The 26,093-nt window shown below is 40.8% G+C and carries 30 protein-coding genes; 22 read left to right on the top strand and 8 right to left on the bottom strand.

The features are described from left to right. Positions 1-290 precede the first annotated feature (290 nt). The 10 genes from mtrE (at position 291) to MZHIL_RS08675 (ending at position 7,229) form a co-directional block, all read left to right on the top strand. The gene (gene mtrE / locus MZHIL_RS08630; RefSeq protein WP_013898988.1) at positions 291-1,202 is read left to right on the top strand and encodes a tetrahydromethanopterin S-methyltransferase subunit E; all 912 of its coding nucleotides are present in this window, start codon (positions 291-293) and stop codon (positions 1,200-1,202) included. Next, the gene (gene mtrD, locus MZHIL_RS08635) at positions 1,199-1,918 is read left to right on the top strand and encodes a tetrahydromethanopterin S-methyltransferase subunit D (protein ID WP_013898989.1); all 720 of its coding nucleotides are present in this window, start codon (positions 1,199-1,201) and stop codon (positions 1,916-1,918) included. The genes mtrE and mtrD overlap by 4 nt, the downstream gene beginning before the upstream one ends. A 1-nt stretch (position 1,919) precedes the next feature. Then, positions 1,920-2,732 carry a tetrahydromethanopterin S-methyltransferase subunit MtrC gene (gene mtrC / locus MZHIL_RS08640; RefSeq protein ID WP_013898990.1) on the top strand — a complete coding sequence of 271 codons (813 nt, stop codon included), beginning with the start codon at positions 1,920-1,922 and terminating at the stop codon, positions 2,730-2,732. Continuing rightward, positions 2,729-3,055, top strand: a complete 327-nt coding sequence (locus MZHIL_RS08645) for a tetrahydromethanopterin S-methyltransferase subunit B (protein ID WP_013898991.1) — start codon at positions 2,729-2,731, stop codon at positions 3,053-3,055. Before mtrC ends, MZHIL_RS08645 begins: the two co-directional genes overlap by 4 nt. 1 nt (position 3,056) lies before the next feature. Next, complete coding sequence (mtrA, locus tag MZHIL_RS08650; RefSeq protein WP_013898992.1) at positions 3,057-3,779, top strand: tetrahydromethanopterin S-methyltransferase subunit A; 723 nt, start codon at positions 3,057-3,059, stop codon at positions 3,777-3,779. A 6-nt stretch (positions 3,780-3,785) separates the two neighbouring features. Then, positions 3,786-4,013, top strand: a complete 228-nt coding sequence (locus tag MZHIL_RS08655; RefSeq protein WP_013898993.1) for a tetrahydromethanopterin S-methyltransferase subunit F — start codon at positions 3,786-3,788, stop codon at positions 4,011-4,013. A 1-nt stretch (position 4,014) separates the two neighbouring features. Next, the gene (gene mtrG, locus MZHIL_RS08660; protein ID WP_013898994.1) at positions 4,015-4,242 is read left to right on the top strand and encodes a tetrahydromethanopterin S-methyltransferase subunit MtrG; all 228 of its coding nucleotides are present in this window, start codon (positions 4,015-4,017) and stop codon (positions 4,240-4,242) included. A 13-nt stretch (positions 4,243-4,255) separates the two neighbouring features. Continuing rightward, complete coding sequence (mtrH, locus tag MZHIL_RS08665; RefSeq protein WP_013898995.1) at positions 4,256-5,212, top strand: tetrahydromethanopterin S-methyltransferase subunit H; 957 nt, start codon at positions 4,256-4,258, stop codon at positions 5,210-5,212. A 359-nt stretch (positions 5,213-5,571) separates the two neighbouring features. Beyond that, on the top strand, positions 5,572-6,612 hold the full coding sequence (locus MZHIL_RS08670; protein ID WP_013898996.1) for a hypothetical protein: 1,041 nt from the start codon (positions 5,572-5,574) through the stop codon (positions 6,610-6,612). Positions 6,613-6,659: 47 nt separating this feature from the next. After that, complete coding sequence (locus tag MZHIL_RS08675; protein WP_013898997.1) at positions 6,660-7,229, top strand: hypothetical protein; 570 nt, start codon at positions 6,660-6,662, stop codon at positions 7,227-7,229. Positions 7,230-7,238: 9 nt separating this feature from the next. Here the strand turns inward: MZHIL_RS08675 and MZHIL_RS08680 are convergent, their stop codons facing one another. From MZHIL_RS08680 to MZHIL_RS08695, 4 genes are all read right to left on the bottom strand, one after another. Then, on the bottom strand, positions 7,239-7,532 hold the full coding sequence (locus MZHIL_RS08680) for a DUF1894 domain-containing protein (RefSeq protein WP_013898998.1): 294 nt from the start codon (positions 7,530-7,532) through the stop codon (positions 7,239-7,241). Between the two features lie 26 nt (positions 7,533-7,558). Further along, the gene (purM, locus tag MZHIL_RS08685; protein WP_013898999.1) at positions 7,559-8,560 is read right to left on the bottom strand and encodes a phosphoribosylformylglycinamidine cyclo-ligase; all 1,002 of its coding nucleotides are present in this window, start codon (positions 8,558-8,560) and stop codon (positions 7,559-7,561) included. Next, the gene (locus tag MZHIL_RS08690; RefSeq protein WP_048815562.1) at positions 8,557-9,969 is read right to left on the bottom strand and encodes an aspartate kinase; all 1,413 of its coding nucleotides are present in this window, start codon (positions 9,967-9,969) and stop codon (positions 8,557-8,559) included. Before MZHIL_RS08690 ends, purM begins: the two co-directional genes overlap by 4 nt. Positions 9,970-10,098: 129 nt before the next feature. Then, the gene (locus MZHIL_RS08695) at positions 10,099-11,331 is read right to left on the bottom strand and encodes a hypothetical protein (protein WP_013899001.1); all 1,233 of its coding nucleotides are present in this window, start codon (positions 11,329-11,331) and stop codon (positions 10,099-10,101) included. 128 nt (positions 11,332-11,459) lie between these two features. Here MZHIL_RS08695 and MZHIL_RS08700 point away from each other — a divergent pair, with 128 nt between their 5' ends. The 3 genes from MZHIL_RS08700 to MZHIL_RS08710 all read left to right on the top strand — a co-directional run bounded on the left by MZHIL_RS08700 (position 11,460) and on the right by MZHIL_RS08710 (position 14,351). Further along, positions 11,460-12,653 carry a cofactor-independent phosphoglycerate mutase gene (locus tag MZHIL_RS08700; RefSeq protein WP_013899002.1) on the top strand — a complete coding sequence of 398 codons (1,194 nt, stop codon included), beginning with the start codon at positions 11,460-11,462 and terminating at the stop codon, positions 12,651-12,653. A gap of 134 nt (positions 12,654-12,787) precedes the next feature. After that, complete coding sequence (locus MZHIL_RS08705; RefSeq protein WP_013899003.1) at positions 12,788-13,252, top strand: Hsp20/alpha crystallin family protein; 465 nt, start codon at positions 12,788-12,790, stop codon at positions 13,250-13,252. Positions 13,253-13,589: 337 nt separating this feature from the next. Beyond that, complete coding sequence (locus MZHIL_RS08710) at positions 13,590-14,351, top strand: coenzyme F420-0:L-glutamate ligase (RefSeq protein WP_048815703.1); 762 nt, start codon at positions 13,590-13,592, stop codon at positions 14,349-14,351. Positions 14,352-14,408: 57 nt separating this feature from the next. Here the strand turns inward: MZHIL_RS08710 and MZHIL_RS08715 are convergent, their stop codons facing one another. Beyond that, positions 14,409-14,867, bottom strand: coding sequence for a deoxycytidylate deaminase (locus tag MZHIL_RS08715; RefSeq protein ID WP_013899005.1), 459 nt, complete (start codon positions 14,865-14,867; stop codon positions 14,409-14,411). Positions 14,868-15,133: 266 nt separating this feature from the next. Here MZHIL_RS08715 and MZHIL_RS08720 point away from each other — a divergent pair, with 266 nt between their 5' ends. The 6 genes from MZHIL_RS08720 to MZHIL_RS08745 all read left to right on the top strand — a co-directional run bounded on the left by MZHIL_RS08720 (position 15,134) and on the right by MZHIL_RS08745 (position 21,816). Then, positions 15,134-16,033, top strand: coding sequence for a protein translocase subunit SecF (locus MZHIL_RS08720; protein ID WP_013899006.1), 900 nt, complete (start codon positions 15,134-15,136; stop codon positions 16,031-16,033). Then, on the top strand, positions 16,030-17,733 hold the full coding sequence (locus tag MZHIL_RS08725; protein WP_013899007.1) for a preprotein translocase subunit SecD: 1,704 nt from the start codon (positions 16,030-16,032) through the stop codon (positions 17,731-17,733). The genes MZHIL_RS08720 and MZHIL_RS08725 overlap by 4 nt, the downstream gene beginning before the upstream one ends. A 17-nt stretch (positions 17,734-17,750) precedes the next feature. Continuing rightward, positions 17,751-18,782, top strand: a complete 1,032-nt coding sequence (locus MZHIL_RS08730) for an AAA family ATPase (RefSeq protein ID WP_013899008.1) — start codon at positions 17,751-17,753, stop codon at positions 18,780-18,782. 31 nt (positions 18,783-18,813) lie between these two features. After that, the gene (locus MZHIL_RS08735; protein WP_013899009.1) at positions 18,814-20,457 is read left to right on the top strand and encodes a tRNA uridine(34) 5-carboxymethylaminomethyl modification radical SAM/GNAT enzyme Elp3; all 1,644 of its coding nucleotides are present in this window, start codon (positions 18,814-18,816) and stop codon (positions 20,455-20,457) included. An 87-nt stretch (positions 20,458-20,544) separates the two neighbouring features. After that, a complete protein-coding gene (locus MZHIL_RS08740) occupies positions 20,545-20,883 on the top strand; it encodes a hypothetical protein (protein WP_013899010.1) in 339 nt (112 codons plus the stop codon). A 180-nt stretch (positions 20,884-21,063) separates the two neighbouring features. Then, complete coding sequence (locus MZHIL_RS08745) at positions 21,064-21,816, top strand: MinD/ParA family ATP-binding protein (RefSeq protein WP_157209662.1); 753 nt, start codon at positions 21,064-21,066, stop codon at positions 21,814-21,816. 17 nt (positions 21,817-21,833) lie between these two features. Here the strand turns inward: MZHIL_RS08745 and MZHIL_RS08750 are convergent, their stop codons facing one another. Continuing rightward, entirely contained in the window at positions 21,834-22,664 is an 831-nt protein-coding gene (locus tag MZHIL_RS08750) for a hypothetical protein (protein ID WP_013899012.1), read from the bottom strand. Positions 22,665-22,899: 235 nt separating this feature from the next. Between MZHIL_RS08750 and MZHIL_RS08755 the strand changes: the two genes are divergently transcribed. Then, entirely contained in the window at positions 22,900-23,298 is a 399-nt protein-coding gene (locus MZHIL_RS08755) for a DUF1699 family protein (RefSeq protein WP_013899013.1), read from the top strand. Positions 23,299-23,419: 121 nt separating this feature from the next. Here the strand turns inward: MZHIL_RS08755 and MZHIL_RS08760 are convergent, their stop codons facing one another. Both MZHIL_RS08760 and MZHIL_RS08765 read right to left on the bottom strand, forming a co-directional pair. Beyond that, a complete protein-coding gene (locus MZHIL_RS08760) occupies positions 23,420-23,839 on the bottom strand; it encodes a secondary thiamine-phosphate synthase enzyme YjbQ (protein WP_013899014.1) in 420 nt (139 codons plus the stop codon). 9 nt (positions 23,840-23,848) lie between these two features. Continuing rightward, positions 23,849-24,031, bottom strand: coding sequence for a hypothetical protein (locus MZHIL_RS08765; RefSeq protein ID WP_013899015.1), 183 nt, complete (start codon positions 24,029-24,031; stop codon positions 23,849-23,851). Positions 24,032-24,137: 106 nt separating this feature from the next. On the opposite strand from MZHIL_RS08765, the gene MZHIL_RS08770 reads away from it, so the two are divergent. Further along, positions 24,138-24,638, top strand: a complete 501-nt coding sequence (locus MZHIL_RS08770; protein WP_013899016.1) for a hypothetical protein — start codon at positions 24,138-24,140, stop codon at positions 24,636-24,638. Between the two features lie 11 nt (positions 24,639-24,649). Further along, positions 24,650-26,047, top strand: a complete 1,398-nt coding sequence (locus tag MZHIL_RS08775; protein WP_013899017.1) for a DHHA1 domain-containing protein — start codon at positions 24,650-24,652, stop codon at positions 26,045-26,047. The last annotated feature ends 46 nt before the right edge of the window (positions 26,048-26,093 follow it).

Raw genomic sequence — 26,093 nt, forward strand, 5'->3', positions numbered from 1 at the left:
TCGAGGTATGTTTTTATACCTATATAAGATTTGCTGTAAATAGACTATCTGATTAAACTTTTAGTCTGAATCATTGCAGACTCGAATTAATATTTTTTGTCACACAAAAAGAAAACTAGCGCCTAACAGTGAATTCGAAAAGTTTATGAAGGATTCAATGTATTCAAATACCGTTGACATTAGTCTATATCATATCTGTTGATGTAGAATAATCGATAGCTATAGCGTGCTCAGCATAGCACATCAATTACTTAATTAAATTAAAATATAAATACAAAGGAGGAAAATGAATGGAACCACTCATAGGTATGGGTGTATTAGCATTGATGGGTGCTGCTGCTGCGATTGCCGGCATGTCAGAAGATCTGGAATCTGATGTCGGATCACAGAGTAATCCCAATTCACAGGTACAGCTTGCGCCCCAGATGATGTATCCACATAGAATATTCAATAAAGCAATTTCCGGAGAACCACCATCAAATGCACTGATGTGTGCAATAGGTGGTACGACAACTGCAATATTAATGGATTCAATGGGAATGTCCGTTTTATTCTCAGTTGCTATTGGTGCACTGGTTGCAGCTCTTGCACATGGATCATATTCGACTATGTCTTTCTTTGGAAGACCGGCAAGTCAGAACCGTTTCAAGCAGCCAATATATCTGGATGTTCTAAGATCCCATATAGTAGCCATAATGGCATTCGCGTTTGTCACAACGTTTTCAATTGTAATTATTTCATATCTTATGATCACTGCTCTGGGTCATCCGTTCCCACTGGCATTGCTAGCATTTATATGGGGTATTGCAGTTGGTGCGATCGGCTCATCTACTGGTGATGTCCACTACGGAGCTGAAAGACAGTTCCAGAACACTGAATTTGGTGCAGGCCTGAATGCTGCACAGTCTGGTAACATTGTAAGAAAGGGTGAAGCCGGACTGCGTAACGGAATTGATAATTTATGGTTCTGTTCCAGGTTCGGAGGACCTGCTACAGGTATTGCCTTTGCAATGACAGTCTTTTTAAGCGGATGGATCACACTGGTCTTTGATCCTTCCATAAGCCTGACAATTGGATGGCTATCAGTCATTGCAGGACTTATTATAGTACTGATATTAATCATATTTAACAGAAAACTGGAAGTATCTGCAAGAAATACCTACGGGCCTTACAAAGCAGATAAAGAAGAGGTGGCAGCATGATAGATTTTGCAGCAATCATAGCTGAAAACATATTATATCTACTGCTGATCATAGTTGGTGGATTGCTTGTTGCAATCGGAGTTCATTTTGTACCTGTTGGTGGAGCACCTGCTGCTATGGCACAGTCTACCGGTGTAGGTACCGGAACTGTTCAGCTGGCAGCTGGAGCAGGACTTACCGGACTGGTTGCAGCCGGAGCTGTAATGCAGGTCACGGACAATCTACTCCTTGTCATTGCTTCAGGTATGGTAGGAGCCATGATAATGATAGGAAGCACAATGCTTGTAGGCAATATGATTTACATATACGGTGTTGGGGTCCCCCCTGCATCAGCGAAGATAAAATATGACCCTATAACAAGAGACAGGCAGGACCTGTACATCTCACAGGGTACTGAGGGACACGGTGTTCCAACATCATGCTTTATCAGTGGAATCATTGGCGGAGGACTCGGTGGACTCGGTGGTGCAATGGTATACTTTGCCCTGCTAAGTGTCACAAACGGAACCTCAGCTCTCAACGTCATTGGACTTGCAAGTATCTTTTCAGTTGCAATATTCTTCATTAATGCAGTAATTGCTTCCTATAACATAGGTGGTACCACTGAAGGGTTCCATGATCCCAAGTTCAAAAGACTGCCAAAGGCTGTGGTCTCTTCAATAATTGTAACGTTCATTAGCGGAATTCTGAGTTTGATTACTATAGGAGGTCTATAAAATGGCAGCCGGAGGAACTCCTAAGAAAGCAAGCAGTGCAATACCTCCCAAGAAAATTATGGTATTTGGAATACTTGGAAGCCTAATAGGAATCTATGCTGGACATTTCCTCACAACCATGTTTGGCCCTGCATTCTCATTCCTTGGCGTTCTTGGTGCAATATGTGCCATTGTGTGGGGAGCCGACACTGTAAGAAGAGTATGTAGCTATGGAATTGGTACCGGTGTTCCCTCAATTGGAATGCTTGCCATTGGTATGGGTATCGTGGCAGCTCTGTTTGGCCTTGAGGTTGGAGGCATTGCCGGACCTGTGGTAGCACTGGTCATTGCAACGATCATTGGTCTGATCATCGGATTACTTGGTAACAGGATAATGAAGATGGGAGTACCCATCATGGAAACTGCAACCGCAGAGATTGCTGCTGCAGGTACGCTGACAATTGTAGGAGTCAGTACTTCCATGGCAGGATCATTTGAAATCTACAACATCGTTTCACATGTGGTTGCCAATGGATTCATTGCCCTGGTATTCATAATCGGTGCCATTGCAATCCTGCATCCATTTAACTCAAACCTTGGTCCCGATGAGAAGCAGGACCGTACATTGGCAGTCGCATTTGTTGATGGTTCCATTGTCATGATCGTAACAGGAATAGTGGTTGCCGGAGTAAGCATAGCATCCGCAGTTCCGACACTGGTTATAGGGCTGTTGATATGGATCATTGCATTCAATAAATACTACAGTCTGGTCAAGCGTGATGCATATAAAGTCGTTGGAACAGGCTTATTGCCAACAGAGGAGGAATTAAGTTGAGCATGGTACATATAGCACCGGAAGCACACCTTGTGCTGGATCCGGAAACCTCTCTATTAGCAGAGGAAAGAGAAGATGTGATCAGTTATTCCATGGATCCGCTTTTGACACAGGTTGATAAGCTGGATCTTGTTGCTGATGATCTGATCAATTCATTGACTCCTGATAAACCCCTGCTATCCTCATTCCCAAACAGGGACAGAGCTTCCTATTCAGCAGGTATTGTAACAGGTGCTTTCTATGGAATACTTGCAGGTCTTGTATTTTCAGGGCTGCTTGCATTCATAATATACATAATGGCCCTTATAGGAGGGGTGATCTGATATGGCAGAGAAAAGAGAACCTGCACCAGAATGGCCGATTCTGAAAGGAGAATATGATATAGGAGATGTGAAGAACTGTGTTGCAGTAATTACACTTGGTTCACACCTGCCTGCAGAACCCCAGCTGGAAGCCGGTGCAGCTATTACAGGTCCCTGTAAAACAGAGAACCTGGGACTTGAAAAGGTGCTTGCACATATAATATCCAACCCGAACATACGTTATCTACTGATAACAGGGTCTGAAGTAAAAGGTCACATTACAGGGGATGCATTCCTTAAGATTCATCAAAACGGTGTAAAAGAAAACAGGATTGTTGGTGCAGTAGGCGCAATCCCCTATGTGGAGAATCTGACACCCGAAGCCATTGAGAGGTTCCAGCAGCAGATCGAGTGCGTGGACCTGATAGGTACAGAGAACATGTCAGAGATCACCTCCAAGATCAAAGAGCTTGCTTCCAGGGATCCTGATGCATTTGATGCAGACCCAATGGTTGTTAAAGTCGGAGAAGACGGTGCAGAAGAAGAAGCAGCTACCGGTATTAAGCCAATGGCTGCAGAAGTTGCGGCCATCCAGGCAAGAATACGGGACATCGATAGAGAAATGATTCAGGCCGGTGTAATGAACAAATTCCATTCAGGAGTTCATGCCGGTAAAATCGAAGGCATAATGATGGGGCTGGTAATTTCATTGACAATACTTGGCCTTTTGTTATTCGGGAGGTGATTTTGCATGAGCGAAGATATGCAGGGACATGGTGTTCCTACAATAGTTAACCCCCAGATGGGTACTGTTGAATCTACTGTCAAGAGTATAGAATACCGTGCACAGTTGATAGCCCGTAACCAGAAACTGGATTCGGGTGTAGGTGCTGCGAGCATGGTAGGTTTTTCAATTGGATTTGTTCTTGCACTGTTGTTTGTAATCATACTTCCAGTGATTATATGGCAGGTGTTATAATATGAGTGATGAAAAGAACGCGATTCCAATTGCAGTAGTGGATACTGATGATTACGAGCAGGTTATGAAAAAGCTTGACCGTATCGATGAAAAGGTTGAGTTCTTCAACAGTGAAGTAGCACAGCGTATAGGCAAAAAAATGGGAAGAGATATAGGAATACTGTATGGAGCAGTGATTGGAATAATAATATTCCTGCTCTATATCTCACTGTCATCGATAATTTATTAACCGAGGTGTTTAAATGTTTAAATTTGACAAGAAACAGGAAGTATATGAAGTCGGAGGGATTAATTTTGGCGGTCAGCCAGGTCAGTATCCTACAGTCCTGGTAGGCACAATGTTTTATGCCAGACATAAGATTGTTTCTGACGAAGACAAAGGTGTTTTTGACAAGGAGGCTGCTGAAACTCTCTGGAAATCCCAGGAAGAGATGGGAGATGTAACCGGAAACCCATACGTTAACCAGATCGTAGGAGAAACAACCGAAGCAATGAAGAATTACATTGACTGGTTTGTTGAAATCGATGATAGCACACCATTCCTGATCGACTCATCAGCAGGAGATGTACGTGCCTTTGCAGCAAAGTACGCATCTGAGATAGGTGTTGCTGACAGAGCAATATACAACTCCATAAACGCAAGTATACATGATCAGGAAATTGAAGCCATTACCGACAGTGATATAGAAGCTGCCATTGTGCTGGCTTTCAATGCAACAGACCCTACTGTAAAGGGAAAGATCGATATTCTGGAAACCGGTGGAGCAGGCCAGGATAAAGGCATGCTGGAAATTGCAAAAGAATGTGGAATCACAAAGCCTCTGGTAGATGTTGCAGCAACACCTCTTGGTGCAGGTGCAGGTGCAACCATGAGAAGTATCATAACAATTAAAGGAAGACTTGGCCTTCCTGTTGGTGGCGGATATCACAACCTTGCGTCTGCATGGGACTGGATGAAGACCTACAAGAAGACCTTTGAAACAAAAGAAGAAAGAAGAGAGGTTTATCTTCCAACTGATATAGGAACAAACCTTGTTGCTCAGATACTCAGTTCCAATTTCCAGCTATATGGTCCGATCGAGAATGCAAAAACTGTATTCCCGGCAACTGCCATGGTTGACATAATGCTGGCAGAAACTGCAAAGGAACTCAACATAGAAATCCTGGATGAAAACCATCCAATAAATAAACTGGTTTGATCTTCTAAACCAGTTTTCTTTTTTTATTCAATCAACACTGTTTCCTGATATCAGCCAATATCAAAAATTAGACCTTTTAATGTTTCTTTTTGGGACTTATTTTGCATAAAATGCGAATTCTGCTTATCTAAAAACTGTTTTTCTTCATTAGATCAGTTAAAAAAGAAATTTATAAATAACAATACTAATAATAATTTAAATGTTAAAATGAAACTGTGAAAATACTGATATGTTTAAATTTCTCAGGTTCCTAAATTTTATAATCCGATCATAATATATATTTTCTGACATAAAAAAATTAATTACCCCTTTGTAGAAATTTGAAAAAACATCTGGAAAAACGTAGCAGGGATTTCTCAATGTTAATTAGAAAGAATATTTCTCTTGATGAAAAAGATTTCATGAAATTGCAGCCACTGGTCGAAAAACAGAATGGCAATTTCAGTGCAGCTATACGTGATGCAATAAAACTCACAGACATTGCCCTGAAAAATCAGGGATCAGTTGAAGAGGCTGTAGAAATCCTGAAATGTAATCAGTGCATGACAGATGAAGATAAAATAATAATCAATCGCCATCTGCTTGATTGGCTTCTAAAAAACAGCAGAGGTCTAATTCCTGAATTAGAAATCATTAACCAGGTCATTGATCCCTTTGCATTCAGTACAGTTGGTGAGTTTGATGGTTATATCAAGGAAATGGTCAAAAAATATAACTGGCAATGTCAGACTTCAATTACCTCCATAGATACTTCCGGATCAGAAAAAATAAGAGTAGAAATATCGAATAAGAACAATAATTTCAATGAATTCATTGCCCTGAACATAGTTCTATTTCTGGCATCATGGAAAAAAGTGGATATAGAGAACATCCATAGAAAACCCGGAAAACTTAGCATCGATCTGGTCCGGACAGATGAACCATTTACAGAAATACCTGAAGGTATCAAAAAGCACTTTGGATATCTTGAGCCAGTATATAAAGAGATCAACAATAACTATAAGTTCTGGCACAGGGTGATCAGTGAATACATTGAATCGGGGTACAATATTGTTGCACTCCCCAGGGATCAGTTTGAAGAATTCATTGCAGGAGAGATTGCAAATGGTGTCAGGATCATTGAATCAAAGGCAAATATTCCCATTGACAAAATAGATCTTGTAGACCTGCTCATATTATTCAAAGATCAGTTTTCAGTATACAGACTGGTAAATAATATAGAGATCAATCTCAAGCCGGGAAATGAAACTTTAATAGTACATCACGACTACCGTGATAAGAGAGCCATATCCACAATCACCAAGTATTTTTCATCCATATTTGAAGCAAGTGGATACAGATTCAATGCAACCCATACATCCACTCTAATAATATTTGAGAGGATTGAGGATAGTAAATAATAATCACTGGATAAAATTAATATTTATTCAGTCACCTATCGTAATTCATGACAGATTTTATAATTATCTGGGATTCACCCATACTTTTTGAAAAGTTGTTTCAGGAGCATGGATTTACCTGTACAAGAGTGCATTCAAGTGCATTGAATACTCCATACCTGCCTCCATGCAGAAGTATAATCATACCCACAGGATTTGCAAATCCAGACTACACAAAAATCCTGCCAGATATTGAAAAATGCTCAGATAAACTCAAGAGGTTCGTTGAAGACGGAGGAATGCTTGTCATATACGGGCCTGCAGTCGAATCCTATGAATATAAATGGCTGCCTTTTGACATACAATACAGGCAAAACCATGAATCAACCCTGCTGAATGTGGCCGGAGAAGATGAGCATGGAGCACACTCAATTGTTGAGAATACTGATATACCTGTAGAATGTGATGGATACTTTTCCGGATGCCATGATCCAGCCATCTGCAATGATAGAGGCGAGCCTGTAATGATCATTGAAAAACTGGGTCAAGGAGCAGTTATACTTACCTCAATACATGAGTTTCCTTCAGCTTCGTTTCTTAAGTGGATTGCAGATAATACACAAAAAACAAAAATATAATGATATTATTCAGGTCTCTTTAATCACATCCCTGCCTGACCTTAATCTTTCGATTTCATCCTGAGCATCTTTAACTTCCAGAACGAACAGACCAATACAGGGTTTGATGAACCTGAAAACAATTGAAGAGCCCCTGGTACCAACCGGAATGTATTCACTTCCAATCAGGGGAATATCATATATTTTATATCCTGCAGGCACAAAATATACTTCTTCACACACATCCCGTATAAGCTTTTCACACTCATCAGGTGTGGCATCCCTTAGCAGGATTTCATAATTAAGATCATTTAAACATACCATTATTGATTACACAACCTCTTTAGTGCTTATTCAATCACAAGGTCCCTGACCTTTATTCCATCCTCACAGATACTGCCAACCACTTTTCCATTGACCATTTCAGCAGCCATTTCTGCCATTTCCCTGGGAACAACAATCACAAAACCCATTCCCATATTAAATGTTTTATACATTTCCAGGTCATCAACATTTCCCTCTTTTTGCAGGAACTTGAAGATATCAGAGGATTCAATTGGATCATGAATGTCAAACCCAAAGTCTGTAATACGTCTCAATTTTAGCAGTCCGCTTCCTGTAATATGGGCAAGCCCATGTACTTCCATCTTCCGGATAACGTCAAGTACCTCCATGTAGATCCTGGTAGGTTCAAGCAAAACATCACCAATTGTCCTGGATGTATCAAAGGGAAATGGATCATGATATGAATAATCTGAAGCTTCCATTATCTTTCTTACAAGAGTGTATCCATTACTGTGAACCCCGCTGGAAGGAATACCAACAATAGCATCTCCAGGCCTTATATTCTCACCGGTAATTATTTCCTCTTTTTTTACCATTCCAAGGCATGCACCTGCCAGGTCAAAGCCCCTGATTATCTCCGGAAGAGTAGCAGTTTCACCTCCAACTATTGACATCTTTGAAATCTGGGCACCTTTTACCAGTCCTTCTCCTATCTGCTCTGCAAATATTTCACTGTGGGATTCAAGTGCCAGGTAATCAACAAAAGCAACCGGTTCAGCGCCTGTTGCCAGCAGGTCATTCACATTCATTGCTATACAGTCAATACCGACCGTGTTCCACTTTTTCATCTCATTTGCTATCAGTACCTTGGAACCTACTCCATCTGTAGTCATGGCAAGAGCATATTCTCCAAAATCAATCAGTCCTGCATAGTGTCCAACATCCATCAAAGCCGAACCCAGACCTTGTCTTCGGTATACAAACTTGCTTGTCAGTGCTTTTATTGTTGATTCTTCCTGTTGGATATCAACACCGGATTCTGCATATGTTAGGTTTTTTCGGTTCACTTCTCATGCCTCTCAAAATCAGATTCAAGTTCAAATTCACTGTGCAGGATACGTACAGCTCTGACAGAATCCCTTTCATGTACAACAAAAGAAATATTATGCTGAGAAGAACCCTGGCTGATCATGATCACATTTATTGTTTCGGTTCCAAGAGCACCAAATACCCTGCCTGCAACTCCGGGAATTCCTGCCATACCTGCACCAACCACTGCTACCACGCATATATCCTTATCGGAAGCCACCCTCACAACGTCCCTTCCAAATTCAGATTTGATCACTCTAACAGCAGCATCAAGATGTTTTTCATCCACCACTATGGACATGTTAGCCTCGGACGAGCCCTGACTGATCATGATAATATTGACACATGCATTGGCAAGTGCTGTAAATACCCTTGCAGCAGTTCCTATAGCACCTACCATTTCTGCACCTGAAATATTGATCAGAGCAACCTTATCTATCAATGTGACCGCCTTTACAACATCCTCGATCTGCATTTCATCAGCCACAATAAGTGTACCCTCAAATCCAGGATCAAAAGTATTTTTCACACGCACAGGTATCCCATTTCTAATGGCAGGCTCTATTGCCCGCGGATGGAGTACCTTTGCACCAAAATAAGACAATTCCATAGCCTCCTTGTAGGATATCTGGGAAATTGTTCTGGCTTGCGGAACGATCTTTGGGTCACTGGTCATGATACCATGTACTTCCTTCCACAACCATATTTCATCTGCATCAATGGCAGCTGCAATGATTGATGCACTAAAATCAGATCCACCTCTTCCAAGAGTGGTGATGATACCATCCCTATTCTCGGCAATAAAGCCTGTAACAATTGGTATGTGGTCTGCAAGCAAAGGAGAGATTCTCTGGTTTACTGTATCATAAGTGCTGTCTATGGGTTTTGCATTGCCGTATTCATTATTGGTGATAATTCCTGCGTCCCCGCCGGTAAACCCCCCGGATTTTATACCCTGGGATGATACAGCTCCTGCTACTATAGGAACAGCCAGGCGCTCACCGTAAGATGAGATATAATCAATTGATCTAGATGTAAGTTCACCAAGATAACATATTCCTATCAGCGCTTTTTCAAGTTCATCTATTCTACGGTCAATGTTCTCAATGGTAGCATCAGCAGTATGCTTATCATCAATAGCTGCTCTTGCTGCATTATAGTGCTTTTCTTTTAAAATGTTAATGAGTTCCTTCACCTGAGGTACTTTTCCGTTCTGAGATACTTCACATGCTGTGTTCAGGAGTAAATCAGTGACACCACCCAATGCCGAGGTCACTGCCACAACTTCATGCCCCTCATTATGGAAACGCTTCAACAGACCAGCAACATGACGAATTTTTTCACCATCTGCTATTGAGGTGCCACCGAATTTCATAACCAGTCTCATAGTATGATCACATTTTATCCAAATTATTTAAAATATTTTATCAATCTGACCTATAAAAAGTAAACAGAAGATATAAATATTTTGAATCGAAGCAAAAATAGCAGAAGCAGGTCCTGGTTAAAGACCTGTTCACTGTTTCTGCATCATGTAAATTATAAATCCAACTATTGATGCAAATGCGATCAATACAGCTGAGATTACTGATACAAAAGAAGGAGAATCAGATAGGTCAGGCTCTTCTGAGTCTGAACTGTTATTATTTCCTGATTCCCAGAATCTAAGCTTTTCAGTTGCATAATTCCTATCCATTGAATCAGATTCACTGATATTGTTATCGTATACAGATGCATCTGATGAATATACAATCAGTTTTATGGATTCGGATTTTGCCGATCCGTGCGAAGATACAACCTGTACCTTAATATCATATTCGCCAGCTTCAATATTTTCCAGTACAGCAAAATAACTACCTGAATCTGGATTACGGCGCAGATCCATTACATTGTCATCAATCAATACTGCAGCTTCCTGTAAATTATTTCCCTCTATGTGATAGCGAACTATTATCAGCTCATTCTCATATACTGATTCATTCTCATGATTTACAATATCAATATCAATATCAACAATATTCTCATCTATCGTATGGTCTCTCTGGGATATCTGCTCCAGGAATACCAGCTCTGAATCCCTGCTTGAAAAAACATCAGATACCCTGGCAATGACTAGAGATGTAACTTTCCCATCAACTTTCTGATTATAATAAAATACGTCACCTATACTGATATCCTTATCAGCAAGAGTATGCCCATTCCTCTCAAGTCTAAGACTTACATGATCTTTTGAATTTTTCACATGATCATATGCATGGAGAACATAATCATTTTCCAGTTTTGTAGAAGACCCGATCTCAACAGTCCGGGATCTGTCAAAGAGCAGAAAATCTTCTGTATCCATCAGAGGATCACGGTACTGTTCAACAGCGATTTTGATACTGCTGGATTCACCTGTACCAATTATTTCCATCGGGGTAAGTCTTAACACAAGATACCCAGTATCTTTATCGTTCCTGGAATGGGTTACAGTATATTCAAGTGCAGAGTTCTTCCTGGCAATATGTTCATCCAGTTTAAGCCGGTCATTCTGATGATAGATCTCCACCATTGCTGATGGACCGCTTGTTCCAATATCAATGACCTTAAAAGAGTATTCCTGTTCAAGCAAAAAGTCCTCCCCAATTCCGATTTCACTCTCGGAATAATGAATAAGGGCATTCCTTTCATATCCAAATGCACTGGAGGCTGTTGCCAGTACCAGAAATACTGTGAGAGAGACAATGATTATAAATTGCACATTCTTCATACGATCACGGATAATATATTGATTTAAAGAAAACTATTTCACAACTCCATACTTTTTATATTAACAGATTAATGTATCGGTACATGTTATGGCCAAAATAACATTTCCAGCTAACAAAAGGTGACCCCATGAAATATTTAGTGCTCATTGGCGATGGAATGGCAGATTATCCTATCGGTGAGATCGAAGGCATGACCGTATTGCAGTATGCCAGAACTCCAAACATGGATTATATTGCAGACAATGGAATTAATGGGTTGTCTCAAACAGTTCCTGAAGGGATGGCCCCGGGAAGTGATGTTGCAAACATGTCAATTCTTGGATATGATCCCGAAAAATATTATTCAGGCAGAGCACCGCTAGAAGCTGCAAGCATGGGGATAGTTCTTGAAAAAGATGATGTGGCATTTCGATGCAATCTGGTCACTTTAAAGGACGATATCCTTGAAGATTATAGTGCAGGCCATATATCCACCGAACTTGCAGAAAAACTGATCAATTCTATAGACTCTGATATCGGTTCTGAAAGTATAAGATTTTATGCCGGAATGAATTATAAACATCTTCTGCTTTTAAAGGATAGGAAGGGTATTGAAGCAGTATGTACTCCTCCACATGACATCATGGGACAGGAATGGGAACTGTATCTTCCACATGGAAAAGATGGCGAATTTCTCTCTAAGATAATAAGAAGAACCCATGGCATCCTTTCAGGGCATCCTGTCAATATTGAAAGAATAAAGAACAGAGAAAAGCCTGCAAACTCAGTCTGGCTATGGGGTCAGGGATATGCACCTGCATTTCCAAAATTCAAACAGCTTTACGGACTGAATAGTGCTGTTATTTCAGCTGTTGATCTTGTAAAGGGTATAGGCATTTATGCCGGATTTGATGTTATTGAGGTTCCTGGAGCAACAGGATACTTTGATACGGACTACAGGGCAAAGGCAGAATATGCAATCAAAGCACTTGAAGATCATGATATTGTTTTCGTGCATGTTGAAGCTCCTGATGAAGCGGGACACATAGGAAGTATTGAAGAAAAAATAAAAGCAATTGAAAATTTTGATCAGAAAGTTGTGGGAACCATACTGTCAAATATACTAGCCAGTGACGGGGAATATACAGTACTTATAACTGCAGACCATCCAACTCCCATCTCACTCAGGACACATACAACAGACCCGGTCCCCTTCGCGATCTATTCTACATCTCTTACAGAGAAGGACAATGTTTCTGCCTTTGATGAAGATTCTGCATCCAATGGATCAATGAGGACTGTCAGGGCAAGCAACCTGATAAAGATCCTTCTTGAATTATGATATTTTTTTTGAGTTAATGAAATTATATTCTTTTAATTATTTAAATAAAAAAATATATATTTGGGTATTACCAATTAAGTGATATGCCATCTTGGTGGTAGAATTATCTAAATGATTAATAAGGAGTGGTGAGTATGAGAAAATTAGGATTACCAGGAAGAAGAGGTCTACTGGGTCCATGGGATCCATTTGAGGAGATCAGAAGAACACAGGAGCGGCTGAGTGAACTGTTTGAGGAGGTCAGCTCAGAGACTGGTATGGTCAGAGGGCAGGTAATGGCACCTCTTGTAGATGTGGAAGAAAAGGATAACAATATCGTAGTTACTGCAGACATTCCCGGTGTTGATAAAAAAGATATAGATATTAATGTAAGGGATGATATGCTTGAGATCAATGCCAGATGCCAGCGGGAGCTGGAGACTGAAGAAGAAGGATATGTGCGTAAAGAGCGTTCATACAGTATGTTCTCAAGATCGGTTTCTCTTCCAGCACCTGTAAAGGAAGAAGGGGCAAAAGCAAAGCTTGAAAACGGTGTACTGAAAATAACTCTTCCAAAATCAGAAATCGAAGAGGAGAAGAAAAAGATAATTGTGGAATAATCATTCCAGCTTCTAAGTTGTCAGATAATCAATGTGCCGGCCTACCATGGTCCGGTACATCTCTCTGACCTTCCATTGCCGGCTACTGATAATTTTTTTTACAAATGAAAATATGGTTTGCGGCATCAGTTAATAGGTTATCATCATCTTTTGCTCAGTCGGGGTAACTGTCATCATCGCCGCGATCAGAAATATAGAAATAATATTATTTATAACTAAAGCCTTGACCATCATATCCTGAAGAATTTCTGAAATCAGGCTAACTGTTTTATCTGGAAATGGTTACAGAAAATATATTCAGATGGCACAGGTTGCTGTCAGTAAAAGAGGTATCACATTGAGAATCGAGTTGTTTACTGTAAATGACATACCAATGATCAGAGAAGGAGATGACCTTGCTGCTATTATATGCAATAATACTTCACTGGAAGACGGGGATATAGTAGTTATTGCATCCACAATAGTAGCAAAGGCTGAAGGAAGAATCTTTTCACTGGAGAATATAGTTCCTGGCAGGCGTGCAATAGATATTGGGCACAGGTGTGGCAGAGATCCTGCATTTGTACAGGCAGTACTTGATAGAAGTGTTGAATGTCTTGTGGAAGCTCCTTTTATACTGGTCCAGCTTGAAAGTGGACAGATATGTGTAAATGCAGGAATTGACGATTCAAATGTTGAAGAGGGATTATTTCTGGATCTTCCTGAAGATCCTGATGCAAGTGCCAGGCGTATTGCTGCAGATATCAAAAAAATGACCGGTATGAGAGTGTCTCTTGTGATCACAGATACAAATGGAAGAGCATTCAGGATAGGGCAGACTGGAATAGCCATTGGTATTGCAAACATTGAACCTGTCAGGGACTGGATAGGAGAAAGCGACCTTTTCGGAAACAGACTTCAGATAACTCAGGAAGCTGTTGCAGATGAGGTCGCTTCTGCTGCAAATCTATTGATGGGAGAGGGTAGCGGCGGAACTCCTGTAGTGATAATGAGAGGATTGAACATACACAATACGACCGGATCTATCCAGCAAATTTACCGTATCGAAGAGGAAGATATTATTAAGAAGGGACTTAAGTGTCTGCAAAAGGATTCCTGAAATATTCAATTTTTAGAGCAGGAGTCTGTTTTTGTAAGGTAGGAGTAGTTGACATCCTTATCCAGGCTGCTCAGAGTAATTGATCACTTCTACACTGGCATCTGAAAAGAAGGTAAGTGAATCGCTGTCGGGATAATCTGCAAGGTACACAACTCTTTTGATATTGGCATTAATTATCATTTTGGTACAAAGAATACACGGCTGGTGTGTGCAGTATATTGTTGCGCCTGCCGTGGATACGCCATGGATTGCCGCCTGTATGATCGCATTCTGTTCTGCATGGACTGCCCTGCATTTTTCATGCCTGGTTCCGGATTCAATATTCTGTTGCTGCCTTATGCATCCAATTTCAAGGCAGTGCTCCATATTGCTTGGAGCACCATTATAACCCGTGGACAGTATCCTCTTATCCCTTGCAACCACAGCACCTACTTTGTTTCTAAGACAGGTTGACCTTTTTGCAACAACTGAAGCTATTTCAAGAAAATACTCATCTATTCCTGGTCTTTCAGCCATCAGCTCAAATAAAAACAAAGTAATATAAATAAATATTTATCACAATGGATTGTGGTACATGTCATCCTAATTCACATCATGATCCTTATATGCGCACCAAAATCCTGCAACACTTCATATATACCCAGATAATGGAAATACTTTTATATAATTCAGGATAGATGAGTACCATCTTCTAACCATATTAGATTTAAATTATATATTACATCATAAAGTTAATATAAACACTGTTGTGATGTTAACACTATCCGGAGCAGATTAAAAAGATGGAATTCAGCCTGTATAAGTATCTGGACTCTTTTGTAAAGAGTAAGAGCAATAAAGAGATCATTGCCATACCATTGGCAGTATTTGTTATCGCAATCATCATCCTGTCCTTTACGTTTGCAACTACAGGTGCGCCTGTAGAACTTGGAATGGAATTCCAGGGCGGAACTCAGATAACCATTGAAACCGATGAAACATCACAGGCTCTTGAAGAAAGATATTCAGAATACCCTATAAACAGTGTACGTATAACAGGCGACAGGGCCATTCTGCAGTTTGGTCCAATGGATAGAGAAACCTATGAAAGTCTTGAGGGAGAGATAAGGCAAGCATATACTTCAATTGATATCAAGCTGATCGGAGCAGTGTATGGCCAGGACCTTCAGATACAGGCCCTTCAGGCCCTGATAATCTCCTTTATAGGAATGGCGATCATTGTCTTTTTAATATTCAAAACATCTGTTCCTTCAATGGTAGTAATATTATCCGCAACATCTGATATTGCAATTGCTCTTGCTTTTATGAACATTGCCGGTATTGAGCTTACCCTTGGGACTGTTGCAGCATTGCTCATGATAATCGGTTATTCTGTAGACAGTGACATTCTGTTAAACACCAGGATTTTAAAGCGCAGAGGCAGTACAGATGAGAAAGTATCAAGGGCCATGGAAACCGGTCTTACCATGACCACCACAACCCTTGCCGCCCTGGTTGTAATGTATCTTGTATCCACATATCCCCATGTTGTGGTTTCATCACTTACTCCCATCAGCCTGCTCTCGGAAATATCCATAGTTCTGATATTTGGACTGGTAGCTGACATAATGAACACATGGATGCTGAATACAGGAATACTTCGATGGTATGTGGACAAACCTGGAAGGAGGCTTAAGGCATGAACTCAAAAGATGAAGAGCCTCCTGGACTGCTGAAAGATTTCCGTGTAAGAATATTTATAATTGTACTTCTGCTTGCAGTTATTGCAATACAGCCATGGTATTCTTCAGATGAAGGATTTACCTCAAACCTTCAGTATGGACTTGATCTGGAAGGCGGTTCATGGCTGCAGTTGAGACTTGCAGGTGGTGTGGCACAGCTTGATGCAGACCCTGGAGAACTGGTCAAAGAAATGATCGAATCCATTACAGGAGAAGATGTTACCATTGAAGAGGTGAGACCGGCTACGGGTACCAATGGTGAAACATACATCAGGTTCACCACTACCGCGGAGCTGATGCAGTTCGAGCTGGAAAGGCTTGGCATGAGTGATGTGTCCATCAGTCAGGATAACGGACTAACAGTTGTTGAAGTTACATCCACTACTGAAAGACTGATACTTTCCTATCTCTCAGAGACTCTGGATACCGAAGTTGTAACATTTACAGAACCCGATGGAACATACTATGAGATCAGATCCGAAATAACCCAGGAAGAGCTTGAGGAACTGATGAACAGGGTTGGAGGATCCATTGTCAGGGACGAGGACGGCAATCCGATATTCAGGGAAGGAGTTACAAGAGAAACCCGCGACCTGACCCAGAAGATACTCAGCGACAAGATGAATGCCATGGGCTTGAAGGATATTCCGGTCAGGACTGTTGGTGATGATTATATACTAATTGATTTTGCCGGTATAGACCTTGCAACCGCCCGTGAAATTACCGAACAGCCTGGCAGATTCGAAATGCGAATACAGGTTGATGAGCAGAGAACACGTCATGTGCTTTACGGGGATGATGTGGTCAGTGTAGGAATGCCTGCATTCCATGATGAACAGTGGCATACACCATTCAGGCTGAACGAAGAAGGAGCACGTAAGCTTCAGCAGGTTGCAATTGAGACAGGGGCTGTGGATAATCCTACAGCTCACCACCTTATAATGTACCTTGATGACGATGAGATCTACAGTGCCCCGCTAAGCTTCTCAGCTGCCCGAAGCCTTAAAGAAGCACCAATATATTCCTGGCAGGCATCAACCGGAGGAGACGAAGATAGCAGGGAGAGGGCAGAACAGCTCCAGATACACCTTCGTGCAGGTGCTCTTCCTGTCAATGTTGAGATCATAGGTGCAGGTCAGGTTGATGCAACCCTTGGTCAGCAGTTTAAGAGCCAGTCTCTTATTGTAGGACTTTTTGCGCTGTTTGCAGTTGCTTCTGCTGTGTTTATAAAATACAGAAGGAAGGAAATACTTGTACCCATGGTAGGAATATCCATTGCTGAAGTTGTGATGATACTTGGGTTTGCAGCTGCGATCGGCTGGCAGCTCGACCTTCCAAGCATAGCTGCAATTATTGCAGTGATAGGTACCGGAATTGATCACCTGATAATCATCACAGATGAGGTGCTGTACGAAGGTAAGCTACCGCCAACCAAGGTATACCTTGCAAGGATCACAAAGGCCTTTGCTATAATCATGGGAGCTGCTGCAACAACAACTGTGGCAATGGCGCCACTGGTAGTACTTGGGTTTGGAGCACTTCAGGGTTTTGCATTAACCACCATTGTAGGTGTAATGCTAGGTGTATTCATTGCCAGACCGGTCTACGGCAAGGTTATAAAGAAGGTTCTTGAAGACTCTGAAAAATCAGCAGCCAGCTAATTCGGAGCAGGTCTTAAATGGAAACAGGTAATGATATATGGACTGTTAAATATCGACCACGTTCCCTGGCAGATATTGCAGGAAATGAAAAAACGGTGGATCTTCTCAACCAGCTGGTAGAATCGAATAATCTGCCACACCTGGTTTTCCACGGTTCATCAGGTACGGGTAAATCATCAGCTGCCTTTGCTCTTGCACATGATCTCTATGGAACTGAATACGAACGAAATTTTACATACTTTAATGCTTCTGATTTTTTTGATATGGGTAAAAGATATATTGTCCGGGATAAAAGGTTCAGACGTATTATAGGTACCGATGATCCAAAAAAAGTGAGAGTTAGTGTCATTTCCATCTTCAAACAGGTTGTCAATGAATATGCAAGTATGAGTCCTATTGACCATGACTACAAGATCATTTTCATTGATAATGCAGAATCTCTGGATTCAAATTCACAGCATGCCCTTAGGAGAATCATGGAAAGGTATACATCGGCCACCCGATTCATTCTTGCTACAACCCAGCCTTCAAAATTGATATCACCTCTCAGATCGAGAGGACTGCAGCTATACTTTTCCCATGTACCTGAAAAGAAATTCATTGAACACATGGAAAACATTGCACTATCTGAAAACATGAAAGTTATGGATAGTGGACTGGAAGCACTTTTTTATCATTCTAAGGGGAATATAGAAAAAGGAATTATCACACTTCAGCTGGCATCTACATTCACTGATGGATCAGATATCAATCAGGAGCATATATACGAAGCAGTCCTAAACCAGGTACATGAAAACATAATTCCCCTATTTGAAGCAGCTATTTCAGGAAATGTTCAAGAAGCCAGGAAAATTATTGATACCTTACTTATTGACAGCGGGATGTCAGGTGCTGAAATAATTGAACATCTATATCATACCCTCATTGAATCCAATGAGCAGGACAGGGATATTGCCAGAATGATGACTGTTATTGCAATTACTGATTACAGAATGATCAATGCTGCCAACGACAGGATACAGCTGGAGAACATGATCGCAAACTTTTGATTATCCTAAAATTGACTAAAACACAGATACAATGCCTGAGAACACACACCAGAAACATCTTGCATGCAGAGAACTTCTTGAAATGGTACTTGATGGATCCATCTCCAGCACACTTGAGTTAAATGCTGCAAAGAAAAGGGTTAGCCAAAAATATAAATTACCTACACTTCCGAGTAATCCTGATATCACCATGGCAGGAAATGAAGCCGAACAGAAAAAAGCTCGGGAAATACTTAGAAGAAAACCAGTGCGTACCATCTCCGGTGTAGCAGTAATTGCAGCAATGACCTCACCTGCGCCCTGTCCACATGGAGCATGTGTTCCCTGTCCTGGCGGACCAGATTCACGATTTAATTCACCCCAGAGCTATATGGGCCAGGAGCCTGCTGCCATGCGAGCAATCCACCACAATTATGACCCCTATTCCTCAGTTACATCCAGACTCACGCAGCTTCAGGAGATCGGACATGACATCCATAAGGCAGAGCTTATAGTCATGGGAGGTACCTTTACCTCACGTTCACTGGATTATCAGGAATGGTTCACAAAGCGCTGTCTTGAAGCAATGAATGATTACTATGGTAAAGATTGGAGGGATGGTGTAGGTTCCGGCAACACTTTATATATAACATTGGAAACTGTCCAGAAAGCAAACGAGGTGGCTGCTGTAAGAAATACAGGCATTACCTTTGAAACCAGACCGGACTGGGCAAGAAAAGAACATGTGGACAGAATGCTAAAACTGGGTGCCACAAAGGTTGAGATAGGAGTTCAGAGCATCTATAACTATGTACTTACCAGAATTAACCGGGGACATACAGTTGAAGATACCATTGAAGCAAACAGGATACTCAGGGACAGCGGACTGAAGGTAGGATTTCATATGATGCCACATCTGCCTGGTATGAGCACTGAAAGGGATCTTCGCAGTTTCAGAACACTTTTTGAAGATTCAAGATTTATGCCCGATTATCTAAAGATATATCCCACCCTTGTTACTGAAGGAACAAAACTGTACGATATGTGGAAACAGGGAGAATACAAACCACCGGATGATGTACAGAGTGCACAGCTTCTTGCAGATATCAAAGAATGTCTTCCGGAATGGGTCAGATTGCAGCGTATTCAGAGAGATATTCCGGCACATCAGATATTTGCAGGTAACCGGAAAAGCAATATCCGCCAGCTGGCCAGAAACATTCTGGACCAGAGAGGAGCAAAATGCAGATGTATAAGATGCAGGGAAGTGGGACACAGAATATTACAGGGCAGTGAACCTGACCCTTCAAACATAGAAATGAGAGTTCAGAAATACCAGGCATGCGGCGGTACTGAACATTTCATTACATTTGAAGACACAGTCCAGGATCTCCTGGTAGGATTTCTAAGACTTCGATTTCCTGCATTACCCCACAGACCTGAACTTGAAAATGCTGCAGTTGTCAGAGAACTTCATGTATACGGATCAATGGTACCTGTTGGCCAGAAGGCCGGTGAGAGAGACTGGCAGCACAGAGGATACGGAACCGAACTGCTGGAACATGCAGAATCAATCGCAGAGGAGGCAGGCTACAACAAACTGGCCATAATCAGTGGTATTGGAGTCAGGGATTACTATCGTAAACTTGGATATGAATCTGATGGGCCATATATGTCCAGAGAACTGAATCATTGACCTAATATCAATTATTTTATATTGAAATCTATTTATATATTATTTTGAGTATAGTAATTCACTAAAAATAAGCTATCCGGGATTTAAATGTGTGAAAGCGAAACCATTGAGATGATATTAAAGAATCTCACAGAAATGAATGAAAAGCTGGATAAATTAATACAGCTAAAAACAGATATTAATGAAAAAAGTAATTCTGAAAAGGTTTCACTTGATGTGATGACACTGATATCACTCCCGGATCATCTGCGAACAACTGCTGCCACCTTATTTGAACTTGGAACAGCAACTGCGGATTCTGTAGCTGAAGTCACACAGAAGGAAAGAGCTGTTGAAAGCAATTATCTAAACCAGCTGGTCCGGATGGGACATGTCAGAAAACAGAGAACGGGGCGCAAGGTATACTTTTCCATCAGGGAGAACTGAAAATCCTGAATATTCACATAGATTGAAATGGTCCATAAATTTCTTTCGCATATGGAATGTTTTACCCGTTCCAAAGCCCTGCAAAACATGGGCGATAATTTGGGAGATTATCTAAAAATTATATGGGTCCGGCATTATCCAATACATATAGAGAATACAAATTTATTACGTAGGTGTTATATGAGCTTAACAATAGCGGTACACTCAAGCAAAGGCGGAACCGGAAAAACGAGTATTGCAATAAATCTTGCAGGAGCATATCTATCTGCAGGTAAAAGTGTTTGTATAATGGACATGGATTCAAAAGGACCATCCATGCACACATTCTTTGACCTCGATCCAGAATGCTATATAAATGATTATGTGCTGGGCAATTGCAGTACAGAAGAAATGATGCATAAGATTGACACTATAGACACCTCCGGAGAACTATATGTTGGATTTTCAGACCCTGACATTGCTTCCATAAGAGAGTTTTCTACAATGGACCGGAAATGGCAGACAAGGATCCTGAAAAGAATGATTGATGCAAAAAAGGATCTCTATTCTGCAGGAATTGACGTGGTCATTCTGGATACAAGCCCGGGCGTGGAATTCGGGTCAGTTAATGCAGTAGCGGTTTCTGATTTTGTATTAATTACAATCAAGCCCAATATGATATGTTTTAATAGTATAGAGCAGGTCATTAACGGAATATATTTGATGCTGGACAAGAAATGCGCTATTGTTGAAAATATGTGTCCAGCAGATCATTTTTCCAGGGTCATTTCTTCAGACCTGTTTGATATACCGGTAATGGAATCAATATCCTGCATGTGTGATGTGGCTTGCAGAACCGATGATGAAATACTTACCATAAACGATCCCCAGCATCCATATTCAAAGTCAGTGTTCAAAATTGCAGAAAAAATTGAAAAATACATTGAAGATTAAGTTTCAAAAAAAATCATTCATTTCTTCTTTTTTTCAGATTCTTCCTCAAGCATCTTCTTTACATCCTTTCTGATATAATCACACAGTTTTCGTTTTTTACTATTATCAGTTATATCTTCCACCAGGTGGATATGCATAAAAGAGGAATATATTATTGAAATCAGAAGGTACATAACCAGTGCTGCTACAAATGCCAGTATAAAACGTTCAATGGGATAGATGAAAATAACAGCACTGTAGGCATCCACAGGTATGTCCAGTAATATCTGGGCCATAATGCTTCCTGCCATATGATCGGACAATGCAGCAATAACAGATGTCATAAGTAAAATTGCGAAAGTATGGAATCCAATTCCTCTGGCATTATCCCATAAACGGGTGCGAACCAGCAAAAACAATATAAGAATTGCAATATGGAACCAGGGATAATAAAACACTTCTCTTCCAGCATCTAAGAGATACCATAAGAATATCAGGGATGTATAGATGAGAAGTGCGATTCTTTCTTTTCTTCTTATAATAAAACCTGCTACAACCGATGAAATCACAACATACAGCGGGGAAATAAGAAAAAATGTATGGTATCCCAGTCTCTCAGGACTGGTGATAAAATGGGCAGAAATTCCCACAAAGGTTACCATTCCTCCAAGATAGGGACCAAGTAGCATACCGTTTAGAGGACCAAACACAGCAGTTGAGCTGATAATTGCACTCTCAACTCCTACTACATGATCAAAATCAGGAAGCCAGCTTCCAAAATATGTCATGAGCAATGCAATTAACACATATATGATCTTAATGTTGCGAGATCTCATCAGTCTGTTGTGTAGTTCTATTGCCACCATCATTCTATAAGAATGAATCTTATAAATACACTCTTATCATGCTATCATTATTATGATCATCATTATTAAAATTTCATACAGAATCCTCTATCAATTAAGAATTTATCCCAATAATTTTATAAAGAACAATCTTTATATAGTAATTTGTATATACAGTATTCTAGTAACTAGATAATTTTTTTATATACATACATAAAAATGCTTTAAATATTGAAGAAACAAAAAGAGAGTGGTTATAATGAAAATCAGAGTTGTAAGCTCAAAGGAAGAGATCAATACACTTGGCCCTGATGAAGAAATTGTTCATCTCGCATTCAGGCCCTCAAATACAGATATCTTTTCACTGGTTATGAAATGTCCGGATGTCAAGGCACTCCATATCCCTAGCTCCTACAAGAAAACAATATCCAAATCAGCCCAGATGTATTTGTCAATGCAGGGTATTGACCTTCTTGAAGGCGATGTGTGGGGTCACAGAAAAGACATAAATGAGTATTCTGAAGTATCCAGAAATGTGTTCAACCGTATAATAGAGTTAAGATCTGAAGGTCTTGCTGAAGATGTAATAGCCGACAAGATGGCAAAGGAAACAAGACTCAGTCAGGATTTTATAGAATTCCTGATGAAGCACGAATGATGCTGATACCATAATAGATGGACAGCAAATTATTTTTTCAGATATATGATCTATATATCGACCTTTTTTCTGGAATTAGCAAAAGTAACAGTCATACCTCTATCAGCATATCTATATTAGGTTAATCTCCAACTATCTGAACTGTGACCTTTCTGTTTCTTGGCCTTACATCGAGATCTATCAAAATGATCTGCTGCCATGTCCCAAGTTCCACCTGGCCATCAATAATCGGAAAAGAGCAGTCCTGACCCAATAGAGCTGCTCGTATATGAGAGTGACCGTTCCCGTCATGCCAGCGCTGGTTATGAAAGTATTCAATATCCTGGGGAGCTAGTCTCTCAAGTGCATCCTTTAGGTCGGTTACAAGACCCGGTTCATATTCCAGAGTAGTAATAGCTACTGTGGAACCTGGAGTAAATACCAGGACTATCCCGTTCCTGATACCGGATATCCCGACAGACTGAATCACGTCAGAAGTAATGTCCCTGATGTCATTATTTCCAGATGTTTCATAGTTCAGGCTTGCAGTCACTGCAGACATTTTGATCACTTACTCAGGGATATTGGCAAGTTTTATGCCAACTACCGTAGTGACAAGTATAAATGCCAGCAGTGAGAGAACAAAACCTATGTTCTCCTGTGGGATGTTTGCCAGATTAACCGCTATCAGCAGCACAGTCAGAAGCAAAACCATGCCTACAGATGAGAGTATTTCAATATGCTGTTTCTTCATTGTAGAATACAATAGATGATTTACTACATCAATTTAACGCAGCTGAGAATGACAAATCTTAAAAGTGATATCTCACATCTATGAATCCAATTAGTGATGGAGCAATATGACAGAGTTCGAACGACTGCTGGTACAATCATTTAACCTGTTTTTTGAAAAGAACAATGTAAAGGGAATTGCATACAGGATCAAGCAGCACAGATTCACTCATCAGTACCTGGACATACTTGTAGATTCACTTCACCCGGATTATTATATAGGAATAGAGTGCAAGAGCATATCTGTCAAAAAGGGTGCTACTGCACTCTACTTTACCCAGCACTTTACAACCGATAAGAACGGAACACATCAGATCGACAGGATATCAGATTTTCTGAAGCGATCAGGCAGGACAGGATACCTTGCAGTAGAACTTCGCATGGGAGCAGGCAGAAGCAGAAAAGCATATGTAATTCCCTGGACGCAGCTTAGTGAAAAGTTCATATCAGAGGACTCAGTAAAACTATCCATTTCTGAGATTGAAGATTTTCCAATGATCGAAAGAAACGGAGGAAATTATATAATCGATCCTGCAGGGTGGAAAAAGGGAACACGTATACTTGAATAGGTGAATAACCAATGTCCAATACATATCAATACATGAAACAGAGAGCCAGTAAATGCGCTGAGAAGATCAGGAATCAACAGGCAGTGCATGTGGTCTCACATATCGATGCTGATGGCCTGACCTCAGCAGGAATTATCTGCAGGGCACTGGAGCGTGCCAATATTGAATATTCAGTACAGTTTGTAAAACAACTGGATGAGATGATAATCACAAAGATCGCTGACCAGAACCCTGAACTGGTGATCTTTACAGATCTTGGAAGCGGAATGCTTGAAACCATAGAAAACTGTGGAATCAATGCAATTGTATCTGATCACCATCATCCAAAGGGAGACACTGAATTTCATCTGAACCCACACCTGTTTGGAGCAAATGGATCCAGTGAACTGAGTGGTTCAGGAACAACATATATTCTGGCATCACAGATGGGAGATAATACCGATCTTGCAGACCTGGCAATTGTTGGTGCTGTGGGAGATCTACAGCATGTGAAAAAAGGAAAACTGACCGGATTAAACCGGGAAATACTTGCAGAGGGCGTGAAGATAAATACACTTAGCTGTGCCCGGGACATTACGCTATTTGGTAAACAGACAAGACCTGTATTCAAACTTCTGCAGTTTGCTTCAGATCCCTATATTCCAGGTCTTACAGGAAATGAGGATGGGTGCATCGAGTTTCTTGCAGGTATGGATTTACCCCTTGGAGGTGATGAGAGATGGAGACGGTGGATAGATCTTGAAAGAGAAGAGAAACAGAAGATCGTTTCAGCACTGTTCCAGCATTCACTTCGTGCAGGAGTTGAACCTTACAAGATCGAAAGACTTGTAGGAGAAGTATATACCCTCCTCAATGAAAGAGAGGGTACAGAGATGCGTGATGCCTCAGAATATTCAACCCTGCTCAATGCAACTGCACGTTATGATCATGCAGAAGTGGGACTTGCAGTATGCATGGGTGACAGGGAACAAGCTTACGAATCAGCCCGCAGGCTCCTGAGCGAACACAGACAGAACCTCGTTCAGGGGCTGCTTTTTGTAAAAGAAAACGGAGTTATACAGCTCAATAACCTTCAGTACTTTGATGCAGGGTCCAGTATCCGGGAAACGATCGTTGGAATCATTGCAGGGATGAGCACCTCAATTGTTGATAACAGAAACCTTCCGATCATAGCCTTTGCAGATACTGATGATGGAGTAAAGGTCTCTGCAAGGGCAACACAGGATCTTATACGTAAAGGAATAAATCTGTCCAGGGCTCTTTCACAGACATGTGAGGAAATCGGAGGCAGTGGAGGAGGACATGATATTGCAGCAGGCGCTACCATCCCCTCAATTCTTAAAGAAGAATTCATAACCAGACTGGATGAGATAATAGGAGCCCAGATATCTTCAAAAAGAGGTTCCTGATAGAGGATGTTCAGAAATATATAACAAAAAGATCATTCATTCTCAA

The sequence above is a fragment of the Methanosalsum zhilinae DSM 4017 genome (genome assembly GCF_000217995.1).
Taxonomy (GTDB): domain Archaea; phylum Halobacteriota; class Methanosarcinia; order Methanosarcinales; family Methanosarcinaceae; genus Methanosalsum; species Methanosalsum zhilinae.

Coding starts and splice junctions, on each gene's coding strand:
- mtrE (WP_013898988.1), top strand. CDS start 291: ATGGAACCACTCATAGGTATGGGTGTATTAGCATTGATGGGTGCTGCT.
- mtrD (WP_013898989.1), top strand. CDS start 1,199: ATGATAGATTTTGCAGCAATCATAGCTGAAAACATATTATATCTACTG.
- mtrC (WP_013898990.1), top strand. CDS start 1,920: ATGGCAGCCGGAGGAACTCCTAAGAAAGCAAGCAGTGCAATACCTCCC.
- mtrA (WP_013898992.1), top strand. CDS start 3,057: ATGGCAGAGAAAAGAGAACCTGCACCAGAATGGCCGATTCTGAAAGGA.
- MZHIL_RS08655 (WP_013898993.1), top strand. CDS start 3,786: ATGAGCGAAGATATGCAGGGACATGGTGTTCCTACAATAGTTAACCCC.
- mtrG (WP_013898994.1), top strand. CDS start 4,015: ATGAGTGATGAAAAGAACGCGATTCCAATTGCAGTAGTGGATACTGAT.
- mtrH (WP_013898995.1), top strand. CDS start 4,256: ATGTTTAAATTTGACAAGAAACAGGAAGTATATGAAGTCGGAGGGATT.
- MZHIL_RS08670 (WP_013898996.1), top strand. CDS start 5,572: ATGTTAATTAGAAAGAATATTTCTCTTGATGAAAAAGATTTCATGAAA.
- MZHIL_RS08675 (WP_013898997.1), top strand. CDS start 6,660: ATGACAGATTTTATAATTATCTGGGATTCACCCATACTTTTTGAAAAG.
- MZHIL_RS08680 (WP_013898998.1), bottom strand. CDS start 7,532: ATGGTATGTTTAAATGATCTTAATTATGAAATCCTGCTAAGGGATGCC.
- MZHIL_RS08690 (WP_048815562.1), bottom strand. CDS start 9,969: ATGAGACTGGTTATGAAATTCGGTGGCACCTCAATAGCAGATGGTGAA.
- MZHIL_RS08695 (WP_013899001.1), bottom strand. CDS start 11,331: ATGAAGAATGTGCAATTTATAATCATTGTCTCTCTCACAGTATTTCTG.
- MZHIL_RS08700 (WP_013899002.1), top strand. CDS start 11,460: ATGAAATATTTAGTGCTCATTGGCGATGGAATGGCAGATTATCCTATC.
- MZHIL_RS08705 (WP_013899003.1), top strand. CDS start 12,788: ATGAGAAAATTAGGATTACCAGGAAGAAGAGGTCTACTGGGTCCATGG.
- MZHIL_RS08715 (WP_013899005.1), bottom strand. CDS start 14,867: ATGGCTGAAAGACCAGGAATAGATGAGTATTTTCTTGAAATAGCTTCA.
- MZHIL_RS08720 (WP_013899006.1), top strand. CDS start 15,134: ATGGAATTCAGCCTGTATAAGTATCTGGACTCTTTTGTAAAGAGTAAG.
- MZHIL_RS08725 (WP_013899007.1), top strand. CDS start 16,030: ATGAACTCAAAAGATGAAGAGCCTCCTGGACTGCTGAAAGATTTCCGT.
- MZHIL_RS08730 (WP_013899008.1), top strand. CDS start 17,751: ATGGAAACAGGTAATGATATATGGACTGTTAAATATCGACCACGTTCC.
- MZHIL_RS08735 (WP_013899009.1), top strand. CDS start 18,814: ATGCCTGAGAACACACACCAGAAACATCTTGCATGCAGAGAACTTCTT.
- MZHIL_RS08740 (WP_013899010.1), top strand. CDS start 20,545: ATGTGTGAAAGCGAAACCATTGAGATGATATTAAAGAATCTCACAGAA.
- MZHIL_RS08745 (WP_157209662.1), top strand. CDS start 21,064: ATGAGCTTAACAATAGCGGTACACTCAAGCAAAGGCGGAACCGGAAAA.
- MZHIL_RS08750 (WP_013899012.1), bottom strand. CDS start 22,664: ATGATGGTGGCAATAGAACTACACAACAGACTGATGAGATCTCGCAAC.
- MZHIL_RS08755 (WP_013899013.1), top strand. CDS start 22,900: ATGAAAATCAGAGTTGTAAGCTCAAAGGAAGAGATCAATACACTTGGC.
- MZHIL_RS08760 (WP_013899014.1), bottom strand. CDS start 23,839: ATGTCTGCAGTGACTGCAAGCCTGAACTATGAAACATCTGGAAATAAT.
- MZHIL_RS08765 (WP_013899015.1), bottom strand. CDS start 24,031: ATGAAGAAACAGCATATTGAAATACTCTCATCTGTAGGCATGGTTTTG.
- MZHIL_RS08770 (WP_013899016.1), top strand. CDS start 24,138: ATGACAGAGTTCGAACGACTGCTGGTACAATCATTTAACCTGTTTTTT.
- MZHIL_RS08775 (WP_013899017.1), top strand. CDS start 24,650: ATGTCCAATACATATCAATACATGAAACAGAGAGCCAGTAAATGCGCT.